The organism is Streptomyces sp. NPDC005899, assembly GCF_040629645.1.
Lineage (GTDB): Bacteria > Actinomycetota > Actinomycetes > Streptomycetales > Streptomycetaceae > Streptomyces.
The window spans coordinates 1-11,898 of record NZ_JBEXWB010000194.1 but is presented as its reverse complement, the minus strand read 5'-3'; the positions used below and the strand labels follow the sequence as shown (position 1 = coordinate 11,898).

Genomic DNA, 11,898 nt, shown 5'->3' with positions numbered 1-11,898 from the left:
ACTTCCCGTACCGGGGGAGCCCCCGGGCTGTCAGGCGCTGCGCCGGGTGACCGTCCAGGAGGCCGCGGCCACGGCGCCCGGGATCCCGAGTTCGTCGTCGCGGGGGACACCGCGCGCACCCGCGTGGTGGCGGCGTGGAAGGCCCCGGACGGTTCGGCGCGCCGGGGCAGGGTGTGGACGACCTCCGCGGCCACCGCTCCCGGTGACCGGATCCGGATCTGGACCGACGGCCGGGGCGCCCCCGCGACGCGTCCCATGGACGCGGCCACCGCCCGCACCCACGCGGTGCTGGCGGGCGTCGGTGTGACGCTGCTGGTGGCCGGTGCGGCGGAAACCGCCCGCAGGCTGACCGTGTGGCGCATGGTGCGACGGCGGTACGTGCGACTCGACCGGGCGTGGGCGGCGGTGGGGCCCGACTGGGGCAGAACGGGCACAGGCAGCTGACACCGGGGTCCGGCGGGTGCTCCCCGGCCCCCTCACCGGCCCCGCGCGGAGGAGCCCGATACGGCCGCCCCGTCGGTCCGCGCCCCTCACGCGCGCTACGGTGGAGCGGCCCGCCCGACTCCTCGGCAGGCGGACCCGGAACCGCCGGTGCACGGCGGCTCCGGCATGCGGGCGGGCACGAGGCGGCGCACACGGCACGAGGCGGGGGCACGGCAGCACCATGGCACAGGGCACGGTCCAGGTGACGCACACCGGCACATCGCGATGGCGGCGCCGTACGGGCGAATACGCCTCCCTCGCCGCGGCCCTGGAGGCCGCGGCGGACGGGGACGTCCTGACGATCGCTCCCGGCACGTACCGGGAGAACCTCGTCGTCCACCGTGCCGTCACCCTGCGCGGCGCGGAAGGCTCCGCGGGCTCGGTCCGGATCGCGCCGGCCGACGGTGTTCCCCTGACCGTCCGGGCCTCCGCCGTCGTACAGGACCTGCACGTGGAGGGTCAGGACTCGGCCGCCCCCGCCCTCCTCGTCGAGGAGGGCGCGCCCGAGCTGTCCGACCTGCGCATCGTGACGAGGTCGGCCGCCGGCATCGAGGTGCGCGGTGCGGCCCGGCCCACGGTGCGGCGCTGCACCGTCGACAATCCGGCCGGGGTGGGCATCGCCGTACTGGACGGCTCCGGAGGCGTCTTCGAGGAGTGCGAGATCGTGTCGGCCGGGCAGTCGGGCGTCTCCGTACGCGACGGGGCACATCCGCGGCTGGAGCGCTGCCGCGTCCACCACGCCTCGGGCGCCGGCCTCAGCGTGACCGGCGAGGGCAGCGGCCTGGAGGCCGTCGGCTGCGAGGTCTACGAGATCAACGGCAGCGGCGTGCAGGTGACCGCCCGCGGGGCGGCGAACCTCACCGAGTGCGTGGTGCACCGCACGTCCGCGGACGGGGTCACGCTGGACACCGACGCCGTCCTCACCCTCGCCGACTGCGACATCCACGACATCCCGGAGAACGCGGTCGATCTGCGGTCGCGTTCGGTCCTCACGCTGACCCGGTCCACCGTCCGCAGATTCGGCCGCAACGGCCTGTCCGTCTGGGACCCGGGGACCCGCGTCGACGCCAACCAGTGCGAGATCCACGACAGCACGGGCGACTACCCGGCGGTCTGGGTCAGTGACGGCGCCACGGTGATACTCGATTCCTGCCGCGTCCACGACGTCCCCGACGCCCTCTTCGTCCTCGACCGGGGTTCACGCGCCGACGTCGTGGACAGCGATCTCTTCCAGATCCGCAACACCGCGGTCTCCGTGAGCGACGGAGCCACCGCCCAACTCGACGACTGCCGGGTCCGCGAGGCGTCCACCGGCGCCTGGTTCCGCGACCACGGGAGCGGCGGAACCCTGAACAACTGCACCATCGACGCGGTGCAGACGGGGGTCATCGTCACCAAGGGCGCCGACCCGACGGTCGAGCGGTGCACGGTCACCTCTCCCGCGGAGGCCGGCTTCTACGTCTCGGCCGAGGGACGCGGGACGTTCCACGGCTGCCGTGTCACGGGGAGCGAGGGCTACGGCTTCCACGTCATGGACGGGTGCCGTTCCACCCTCACCCGCTGCCGCACCGAGCGGTGCGCCCGCGGCGGTTACGAGTTCGCCGACGGCACCGCGCTGAACGGCGAGGGGCGCCCCGGCGGCCCCGTCGTGGAGGACTGCACGAGCGACGAGAGCGGGCTCCGCACCACTCCCCCGCCTCCGGCGGTGCTGACGGCGGCGCAGACGGCGCCCGGTCTTCTCGGCGCGCTGCCGGGACAGCGGGCCGCCGCCCCCGCCCCCGTGCCCCCGGCCGAGCCGGTCCGCGACCCGAAGGCCGTCCTCGGCGAGTTGGACGCGCTCGTCGGCCTGGAGAGCGTCAAGCGCGAGGTGCGTGCCCTGACCGACATGATCGAGGTGGGCCGCCGCCGGCGGCTGGCGGGCCTGAAGGCGGCCTCGGTCCGCCGCCACCTGGTCTTCACCGGCTCCCCCGGCACGGGCAAGACGACGGTGGCCCGGCTGTACGGCGAGATCCTGGCCTCGCTCGGTGTGCTGGAGCACGGCCATCTCGTGGAGGTCTCCCGGGTCGACCTGGTCGGTGAGCACATCGGTTCCACGGCCATCCGGACCCAGGAGGCGTTCGACCGGGCGCGCGGCGGGGTGCTGTTCGTCGACGAGGCGTACGCGCTGTCGCCCGAGGACTCCGGACGCGACTTCGGACGGGAGGCCATCGACACGCTGGTCAAGCTGATGGAGGACCACCGGGACGCGGTCGTGGTGATCGTGGCCGGGTACACGCGGGAGATGGAGCGCTTCCTCACCGTCAACCCCGGCGTCGCCTCCCGGTTCTCACGGACCATCACGTTCAGCGACTACCTGCCCGAGGAACTCCTGCGGATCGTGGAGCAGCAGTCCGAGGAGCACGAGTACAGCCTGGCGGACGGGACCGGGGAGGCGCTGCTCTCCTATTTCACAGCCCTCCCCAAGGGGCCGGCCTTCGGGAACGGCCGCACGGCCCGGCAGACCTTCGAATCGATGGTCGAGCGGCACGCGGGCCGGGTCGCCCAGCTCCCCGAACCGAGCACGGACGACCTGACCATGCTCTACCCGGAGGACCTCCCCGGCCTGCCGTGAGGCGTCTCCCCGCCCTGCCCGGTCTCCTCGTCGGCGTGCCCGGGGGCGGCGCCGTCCGGCCCGGCGGGAGGGGTCGCCGCGCCTGCCTGGTGCGGCAGCCCGGGCGGCCCGAGGCGTGCCAGGAGTGCCGCGCGCTCGACCGCGAAGACCGGGTCGGCCTGGTAGTCCGAGTGCCCGAGGACCGGCTCGGGGAGCGGGTGCTCCGCGGTCCGGCCGTAGACGAGCGGGTCCTTCAGCGGGCCGCGGTCCACCTCGGGACCCTGGCCCTCGTCGATCCGGACCGGGCCTCCTATGGGGTCCGTCGCACGCCAGAGGTTGCGCCAGCAGTGCACCGAGCGGTGCAGTCCGGCCAACGGCCCGGGACCGAAGTAGGCCGGGAACCAGCGCCCGTACAGCCGCTCGATCGGTGAGCCGTAGGTGAGCAGCGCGACCCGTCTGCGGGCCGCGTCCGGCAGCTGCCAGACGGCGGCGGCGGCGAGGACGCTGCCCTGGGAGTGGCCGGAGATGACGAGCCTGCCGCGGGTCCGGGCCGTCCAGGCACACATCCGGGACGAGAGGTCGGGGACGGCGCGCTCGGCGTAGCAGGGCGGTGCGAAGGGGTGGGCGGCGCGTGGCCAGAACGTACCCACGTCCCAGAGGATGCCGATGGTGCGGCGGGCTGAGACGTCCCGGTAGGCCCTGCGCCCCCAGGTGACGAACAGTATGAAGCCGAATCCGATCAGCCACGATCCGGTCGACTGGGCCGCGTCGGCCAGCGACTCGACCAGCGGCCCCGCCCCGTCCATCGCCAGGCCGGGGACCTCGTCGCTCAGCCACGAGCCGGCCACGGCCCCGGCGCCCAGCAGCAGGGTGGCGCCGGAGAGCAGTCCCACGATCCGGGGCGCGGAGTCGGTGAGCGCGGCGGCGGCCCGGACGCGCGCGATGTGGCGGGTGCGGCCCTGGTCCGGGTGCGCCTCCTCGTACTCCGCCTCGATGCGCGGTCCCAGTCGGCGGGCGCGCCTCGCGGTGCGGACCGCGAGCCAGGTGACGGGGACGAGCAGCAGGAGGAGCAGGACGGGGATGACGGATGCCTGCCAGCTCAGAAGTACGGGCGGGCCGGGTATGGCGGAGCCGCTGCCCATGCCGGGAGTGCCCGGCCCGTCGAGCCAGTCGGCGACGCGCTGGGCGATCCCCCCGGTCATGACTCCGCCGAGTGCGCAGGCCAGCATCGCCACCGCGGGCCCTCCGAGGCCGTGGAGAGCGGTGCGCGGCCCGGGGGCGCTGCCGTACAGGGTCAGCGCCACGGCCGCGAGCACGACGACGAGGAGGGCCTGGCCCAGCACGAGGAGGCCGAAGGCCGCCTCCCCGGGCAGACTGCCCGAGGAGACCCATCCGGGACGCGACCAGGCCGCGTACACGGCCACGGCGAGCAGCAGGGCCAGCGCGCAGCCGGGGAGGAACGTGGTGACGGCGCGGTCGATCCGGTTGTCCAGGCGCCGCTCGCCGCGTCCGCGGCGGCACACCACCGCGACCACGACGAGTCCGCACAGGGCCAGCGCCGCTTCGAACAGCCCGCCCACCACCGGGGGCACGGACCCGCCCGCCGCCCGGTCGTACCGGGTGGCGGCGCCCCCCACCGCGGCCGCGACCGTCAGGAAACCCGCGGCGGTGTGTGCGGCGCGCAGCCGGGCCACGAGCCGTCGGCCGTACCAGAATCCGGGCCTGCCGAGGGCGGGGCGGACGAGGGGGGTGCCGGACGGGGCGGGCCCCGGTGCCGGGTCCTCGCCGGATTCGTCCGCGCTCAGCGGGCGCTGGGACTCGTAGGCGCTCCAGGTCCGGTTGGAGAGGTACCACAGGAGCCCCACCAGTGCGGTGGGCACGAGCGCGGCGAGGGCGAGCCGGCGGCCGGGCTGGGACCACCAGCCGTCCTGCCGGGCGGACAGGAAACCGAGCCAGGAGCGTTGCCCGGAACAGCGGGACACGCCCGCGCACTGCCAGGCCACGAGGTCGAGGGCGACCTCGCAGGCGGCGGCGGTCAGCAGCACGGTGAGGCTGAGGGCGACGAGCCGTACGACCGTCCCGTACAGCCGCACCGCCGCGGTGTGCTCCCGTGCGGTGGGCCGCATCCAGTGCGCGAGGTTGACGACCATGAAGGGGAGCAGCAGGAGCCACAGGGCGCGGGAACTGTTGCCGGAGGTGAGGTTGGACCAGCAGTACGCCTCGGCGACCGGCCCCTCCCGGGGGCGGTCCGGATCCCCTTCCGCCTCGATGTCCACGGTGCGCCGGTGGATGGCGGCTGTGGCGTCACCGCTCACCCTGGTCGTACGGCAGTCGCCGAGCATCTCCTGCGGGGTGGTTCCGCCGACACCGTGGACGAGGAGTTCCAGGGCGGGCCCGGTGCTCTGCGGGACTCGGGTGGCAGGTGGCACGTGAGGTGTCTCGCTCTCTGGTCCGTCAGCCTTCGCGGCCCGGGGACGGCCGGGGGCACGGGCCGGTGCCGGTCCGGGGTTCCGGGCTGATGCCCGGTCACCACTGTCGCGGACGCGGGCCCCGCGCGCACGGGTCTCACCGAATCTCCCCAGTGGGTCCGCCGGCACGGGTGCGTGGGAGGATGAGGCCGTCCCGCAGGCGACTGCCTGACCGTGCGAACAGAGGGAAGGGCCGGGGTCGGCGTTGAGCGAGAACCAGAACCTGCTCGCGGAGCAGCGGCGTGCCCTCATCCTCGACGAGGTGCGCAAGCGCGGCGGGGTCCGGGTCAACGAGCTGACCCGCAAGCTGAACGTGTCCGACATGACCATCCGCCGGGACCTGGACGCGCTGGCACGCCAGGGGGTCATCGAGAAGGTGCACGGCGGTGCCGTCCCGGTCGTGGAGGCGAGTACGCACGAGCCGGGTTTCGAGGCGAAGTCCACGCTCGAGCTCGGTGCCAAGGAGGAGATCGCGCGGACCGCGGCCGCGATGGCCGTGCCCGGCAGCGCGATCGCGCTGTCCGGTGGCACGACCACGTACGCGCTGGCCAGGCATCTCCTGGACGTGCCGGGGCTGACGGTGGTGACGAACTCGGTCCGCGTCGCCGACGTCTTCCACGACGCGCAGCGCCCGACGGCCAACGGTGGCACGCGGTCCGGGGCGGCGACGGTCGTACTGACCGGCGGGGTGCGTACGCCGTCGGACTCACTCGTCGGCCCGGTCGCGGACCTGGCCATCGCTTCCCTCCATTTCGACGTGCTGTTCCTGGGTGTCCACGGGATCTCGGCCGAGGCCGGGCTCTCGACGCCGAACCTCGCCGAGGCGGAGACGAACCGCCGTCTGGTGCGTGCGGCACGGCGGGTCGTGGTCGTCGCCGACCACACCAAGTGGGGCACGGTGGGGCTGAGTTCCTTCGCCTCGCTCGACGAGGTCGACACGCTGGTCACGGACGCGGGCCTGCCGGACGGTGCGCGCCAGGAGATCGAGGAGCGGCTGCCCGGCCTGGTCGTGGCGGAGGGCGCGCCGGGCGAGTAGGCCCGCCGGGTGTTCCGCTCCCCGGCCCCTGGGGGCCGGACGTCCTACTATCGGAGGGTGGCCGTCTTCCGGATCGAGCGTTTCACTCCCCTCTCCGCCGCCGAGGCATGGCGCCGGGTGACCTATTGGGAGCGCCACGCGGGGGCCGTCCCGCTCACGTCCGTCACCGTCCGCACGGCTCCGCCCACCCGCACCGGCACGGTCTTCGTGGCGCGCACGGGGGTGGGGCCACTGGGTTTCGACGACCCGATGGAAGTGGTGCGGTGGTCGCCGCCCGTGGCCGGCCGGGCGGGCCTGTGCGAGCTGGAGAAGCGTGGTTCGGTGGTGGTGGGCCGTGCCTCTCTCGACGTCCGGCCGACCGGCTCGGGATCGCATGTCATCTGGGTCGAGGAGGTACGGGTGCGGCTGCTCCCGCGGTGGGGCGATCCGCTGCTCACCGCGGTGGGACGGCGGGTCTTCGGCCGCGCCCTCGACACCCTCCTCCAGGACTGAGCGCCGCTTCGGGTCAGGCGGGACGGCCCGCGGGGCGGGATCAGCCGTTCCAGGTCCCGGTGGCCAGGAATCCGTCGATCGTCTCCGTGTAGGGCCGGATGTCCAGGTGCTGCTCCTTCAGCCAGGCGTCGGAGTAGTACTTGTCGAGGTAGCGGTCCCCCGGATCGCAGAACAGCGTGACGATGCTGCCGGTGCTCCCGTCCTGGACCATCTCCGCGACGAGCCGCAGCGCACTCCAGAGTCCTGTGCCGGTCGAGCCGCCCGCTCTGCGGCCGATGGCGCGTTCCAGTACGCGTACGGCCGCCACGGTGGCCGCGTCGGGCACCTTCATCATCCGGTCGATGGCCCCGGGCACGAAGCTCGGCTCCATCCGGGGCCGGCCGATGCCCTCGATGCGTGAGCCGCAGTCGCTGGTCGCCCGCGGGTCGTGCTGGGTCCAGCCTTCGAAGAAGCAGGAGTTCTCCGGATCGGGTACGCAGATCCTCGTGTCGTGCTGCATGTAGCGCACGTAGCGTCCGATGGTCGCCGAGGTGCCGCCGGTCCCGGCGGTGGCGACGATCCAGGCGGGTGTGGGGTACCGCTCGAGCCTGAGCTGCTGGTAGATGGACTCGGCGATGTTGTTGTTGCCGCGCCAGTCGGTGGCTCGCTCCGCGTAGGTGAACTGGTCCATGAAGTGGCCGCCCGTCTCGGCGGCCAGGGCCGCCGACTCCTCGTAGATCCGGCGGGCGTCGTCGACGAAGTGGCCCCGCCCGCCGTGGAATTCGATCAGCCGGCATTTCTCGGGGCTGGTGGTGCGGGGCATGACCGCGATGAACGGCACCCCGATCAGCTTGGCGAAGTACGCCTCCGACACCGCGGTCGACCCGCTGGAGGCCTCGATGACCGGCTTACCGGGACGGATCCAGCCGTTGCACAGCCCGTACAGGAAGAGCGAACGCGCCAGGCGGTGCTTGAGGCTGCCCGTGGGGTGCGTCGACTCGTCCTTGAGGTAGAGGTCGATGCCCCATTCCTCGGGCAGCGGGAAGCGCAGGAGGTGCGTGTCCGCGGAACGGTTGGCGTCCGCCTGCACCTTGCGCACCGCCTCCTTGAGCCAGGCCCGGTATGCGGGGTCGCTGCGGTCGACGTCCAGGGTCGCCTCGGCCCCACCGTCGGCTCGGTGCTCACTGGCTTCCATCAGGGGTCTCCTTCTCAGGGCGAGCGGTACTCAGGTACGGCTCACGATATTCCCCTCACCTGCACAAACCTTCACTTTGATGTCCCATAGCCTCTCCTTGGCACCCGTGTTCGGGGGCGCGTCGGCCGCCCCGCGACCCCGGGCGTCGCGGGGTCTGGCGGCGTTGCCCGGCTCGGGGCACACTTCTCGTCAGGACGCGGTACGAGGGGGGGTCGTCATGGCCGAGGCGGAGTTCCGCGCGAGCGACGTCAGGATCGAACGATGGGCCCGCTCCCTCACCCGGGCCGGCCAGGTCATCGTCGAGGACGGCCGCCTGATGCTGCTGACCAGCGACGGCCGGGAGATCGTGAGCGCGCCCGTCAGCGCGGTGCGGGCCGCCAAGTGGTGGTTCCTCGCGGCCGACTCGACGATCGCGCGGATCAACGGCGTGCACTACCGGCTGACCATGGGCCAGCGCAACCGCAGGCCGGGCGGGGCCGCCCCGGTCCGCAGGTTCCTCGAGGTGCTGCGGGGCGGGTCCGGCCGACGGGCATGACGCAGGGGTGCCGTACCGATACCGCGAGTTGCGAAGCCCAACCCCCTGCGTCACGCTGGTCACACGCCACTGAAGGTGGGCCGGCGGTGACGGCGAGAGCCGCTCCGCCGGCCGCACAGGGCGGACCACGCACGACCAGACACGAAACAGCAGTCAGCCATCTGCTGGATCCGTACCTTCGTCTTCTTCCGGACCTCATTCGGGGAGTCGCAGCCGTGATCAGCGAGCCAAGCAGGCACTGCGCGGTGGAGCTCCAGGCCCTGCCGTCGCGGATCGGTCAGGTCCGCAGAATCATCTCGGCGCAACTGCGCTACTGGCATCTCGATCCACTGATCGACCATGCGGCGCTCGGCGTCACCGAACTGCTGACCAACGTCCACCGGCATGCGCAGCCGGACAAGTCATGCACCGTCGAGATCGAGCTGCTGCTCGACCGCCTGACGGTGTCCGTCCACGACCACGACCCCCGGCTGCCGACCGTGAACGACGCGGACGCCTCCGCCACCTCCGGGCGCGGGCTGGCACTCATCGCCGCCGTCAGCGAGAGCTGGGGCGTACGGCCGGGCGGCGACGCGGGGAAGGTGGTCTGGTTCTCCCTCCCGGCCCCGTCCTTCGCCACCGCCCTGCCGCCCCTGCCCGTGTACGGGTCCACGACCGACGGGCCGTTCGGTTCGGGCCCGGGGATCCTGACCGAGCCGGTGGCGGCCCGCGCACGGTCCCGGTCGACGGCCGTGGGCTGACCGCCGGGCCACCGGGGCCGGAGGGCCGCCACCGGCCGGTCCCGCACGGAGCCTCACCTGCCGCACGGAGCAACACCGCCGCACGGAGCATCACGGAGCGCGTCGATCGCGAGTGGTCGACGCGCTCCCCCGTGCCCGGAGTCACGCTCCGGGCGCGTTCATGCGGGCCCTGCCCCGCCGAAGCGCCCGTAGGGCTCGTCCAGGACGGAGAGCCGGCGCCAGTACTCGTCCTCGTCGATCTCCCCCGCGGCGAAGCGCCTCCCCAGGAGCTCGATCGGCGAGCGCCCGCCGGCGCCGCCGGTACGGACACCGGGCTGCTGCCACGGGGCGCGGCGGCCGCGCCACACGGTACGGCGCAGCACTGTGCCGACGACGATGACGACAGCCGCCCAGATGATCGGGAGGAGAAGGACCCAGGGTCCGGGTCCGCCGGGGTACGCCATGATGTTCATCTCGGTCAGCTCCTCGGTCGGTGCTCCATGTGTCCTGACGCTTCCCAGCCTCTCCGGGCGGGCGTTCGGGGGCGTCGTACGGCCGGAGGCGATGTGCCTGCCCCCGTGGGAGTACGCGTCCGCCGGACCGCTGCGTCCACGGCGGACGCGGGCCCGTGCCATGGGCCGTCCGCCGGCGAGGAGGGACCGGCCTGGCGGGGACGCGCTGGGCACGGCACGGTGCCGTCGTGGCGGCGTCCCGCCGCGAGCGTCGTGCCGTGCCGGCCCCGGCACCGGGTACGGTCCGCGGGGCAGCTCCGCGGACCGGTTACGTCTCTGCCGGTTCCGTCCTTGCCGGTCCCGTCTCCGCGCTCGCCCGGACCGATCAGGCCAGCGCGGCCAGCGGGTCGTCGAGCACCGGCTGCCAGGCCAGTTCGGCCGCGCCGACCAGGCTGTTGTGGGCCAGGGTGCAGGAGAGGATCGGCACGCTTCCGCTGCGGCCCCACAGGCTGCGGTCCGCGACGACCGCCCGCAGCCGTTCGGAGTCGGCCTCCAGGAGATCGCGGTGCAGGCCGCCGAGGATGATGCGGTCCGGGTTGAGGATGTTGACCAGGCCGGCCAGGCCGAGGCCCAGCCGGTCGATGAGTTCCTGCGCGGCGGCCCGGACCTGCGGGTCGTCGTACTCGGTGCGCAGCAGGTCGCCCGCCTGTTTGAGCAGCGACTCCTCCGGGCCCGGGTCCCGGCGTGCCGAGACGAGGAAGGCCAGCGGGTCGGTCTCGACGTCCAGGCAGCCACGCCCGCCGCAGTGACAGGGGCGCCCCTCGGGGTTCACCGTGAGGTGCCCCACCTCCAGGGCGAGACCCGAACTGCCGGTGTGCAGGCGGCCGTCCAGGACGAGCGCACCGCCCACGCCCCGGTGCCCGGTGGCCACGCAGAGCAGGTGCTGAGCGCCCCGGCCGGCACCGTGACGGTGCTCGGCGAGGGCGGCGAGGTTGACGTCGTTACCGGTGAACGCCGGACCGGAGATCCCCGCCGCGCGTACGCGGGCGGCGAAGATGTCCCGGACGGGCGCACCCGCGGGCCAGGCGAGGTGCATCGGGTTGAGGGCCGTGCCCTCCGGTTCGGCGACCGCGGACGGCACCGCGAGCCCGGCGCCCACGCAGCGGAGGCCGCTGTCACCGAGGAGCCGGGCACCCGCGTCGACGACCTCGCCGAGCACCTGGGCTGGGTCGGCCATGACGGTCACGCAGCCCGGCGCGGTGGCCACGATCCTGCCGCCCAGCCCCACGAGCGCGGCGCGGAAACCGTCGGAGTGGACCTGGGCGGCGAGCACGACGGGGCCGCTGTCCTTGACGGACAGCCGGTGCGAGGGGCGACCCTGCGAACCTGCGGCGGAACCGGGGCTGGAGTCGACCCTGATGAGTCCGAGCGCCTCGAGTTCCGCGGCCACCGCGCCCGCGGTGGCGCGGGTGACTCCGAGCTCGGAGGTCAGGACGGCACGGGTGGGCGCCCGGCCGGTGTGCACCAACTCCAGGGCGGGTCCGAGCGCGCTGCGGCCCCTCTCCAACTTCGTCCGCGTGGTGGTCGGCTTGCCGTTCATGGGGGCGAGTCTCCCATGATCCCGGGCCTCCTCCGACGCTTCGGCGCCCGCACCGGCGACCGGTCCGTCGCAGGCGCCGGCAGCGTCACGGGGGTCGCCGCCGCCAGCCTATCTCATTTGTACCGCCACTGAACAAAGCCGGGTGGGACCCGCTCCGCAGCGCCCGGGACGGCCCCTGCGGACAGCCCCTGCGCTGCGGACCCTCGGCTCGGCGCACCATGGCGCGGCTCCTCGGCTCGCGTCGCCCGGCCGCGCCCGGGCCGGCCTCGGACCACCGTGGCGCTCCCGTCGTCGTCGGCCGCGTCAGCGCCGGGGAACGGCGGGACGCCCCGGGCCCCGGCGAGGGGCC

General features: G+C 73.9%; 9 protein-coding genes and 1 pseudogene. 6 read left to right on the top strand and 4 right to left on the bottom strand.

Annotated features, from left to right (window positions below; all coding sequences use genetic code 11):
* Window positions 1–444 (top strand): annotated as a pseudogene (locus tag ABZ371_RS20810) (hypothetical protein); the annotation flags it as partial.
* Between the two features lie 220 nt (window positions 445–664).
* Complete coding sequence (locus ABZ371_RS20805) at window positions 665–3,094, top strand: right-handed parallel beta-helix repeat-containing protein (RefSeq protein WP_358681698.1); 2,430 nt, start codon at window positions 665–667, stop codon at window positions 3,092–3,094.
* Here the strand turns inward: ABZ371_RS20805 and ABZ371_RS20800 are convergent.
* Window positions 3,064–5,502 (bottom strand): hypothetical protein, encoded by a 2,439-nt coding sequence (locus ABZ371_RS20800; RefSeq protein WP_358681695.1) that lies wholly within the window; start codon window positions 5,500–5,502, stop codon window positions 3,064–3,066. The two genes, ABZ371_RS20805 and ABZ371_RS20800, sit on opposite strands and share 31 nt — an antisense overlap.
* A 244-nt stretch (window positions 5,503–5,746) precedes the next feature.
* On the opposite strand from ABZ371_RS20800, the gene ABZ371_RS20795 reads away from it, so the two are divergent.
* Together ABZ371_RS20795 and ABZ371_RS20790 are read left to right on the top strand one after the other, a co-directional pair.
* A complete protein-coding gene (locus ABZ371_RS20795) occupies window positions 5,747–6,577 on the top strand; it encodes a DeoR/GlpR family DNA-binding transcription regulator (protein ID WP_358681692.1) in 831 nt (276 codons plus the stop codon).
* Between the two features lie 57 nt (window positions 6,578–6,634).
* On the top strand, window positions 6,635–7,069 hold the full coding sequence (locus ABZ371_RS20790; RefSeq protein WP_358681689.1) for an SRPBCC family protein: 435 nt from the start codon (window positions 6,635–6,637) through the stop codon (window positions 7,067–7,069).
* 40 nt (window positions 7,070–7,109) lie between these two features.
* Here the strand turns inward: ABZ371_RS20790 and ABZ371_RS20785 are convergent, their stop codons facing one another.
* Window positions 7,110–8,243: a PLP-dependent cysteine synthase family protein gene (locus ABZ371_RS20785; protein WP_358681686.1), complete on the bottom strand. Its 1,134-nt coding sequence runs from the start codon at window positions 8,241–8,243 to the stop codon at window positions 7,110–7,112.
* A 217-nt stretch (window positions 8,244–8,460) separates the two neighbouring features.
* On the opposite strand from ABZ371_RS20785, the gene ABZ371_RS20780 reads away from it, so the two are divergent.
* Both ABZ371_RS20780 and ABZ371_RS20775 read left to right on the top strand, forming a co-directional pair.
* Entirely contained in the window at window positions 8,461–8,778 is a 318-nt protein-coding gene (locus ABZ371_RS20780; protein ID WP_358681683.1) for a hypothetical protein, read from the top strand.
* A gap of 215 nt (window positions 8,779–8,993) precedes the next feature.
* Window positions 8,994–9,518 (top strand): ATP-binding protein, encoded by a 525-nt coding sequence (locus ABZ371_RS20775; RefSeq protein WP_358681680.1) that lies wholly within the window; start codon window positions 8,994–8,996, stop codon window positions 9,516–9,518.
* A 158-nt stretch (window positions 9,519–9,676) separates the two neighbouring features.
* Here ABZ371_RS20775 and ABZ371_RS20770 read toward each other — a convergent pair whose 3' ends face one another.
* Window positions 9,677–9,970 carry an SHOCT domain-containing protein gene (locus tag ABZ371_RS20770; protein ID WP_358681701.1) on the bottom strand — a complete coding sequence of 98 codons (294 nt, stop codon included), beginning with the start codon at window positions 9,968–9,970 and terminating at the stop codon, window positions 9,677–9,679.
* Between the two features lie 364 nt (window positions 9,971–10,334).
* Window positions 10,335–11,549, bottom strand: coding sequence for an ROK family protein (locus ABZ371_RS20765; RefSeq protein WP_358681677.1), 1,215 nt, complete (start codon window positions 11,547–11,549; stop codon window positions 10,335–10,337).
* Window positions 11,550–11,898 lie beyond the last annotated feature (349 nt).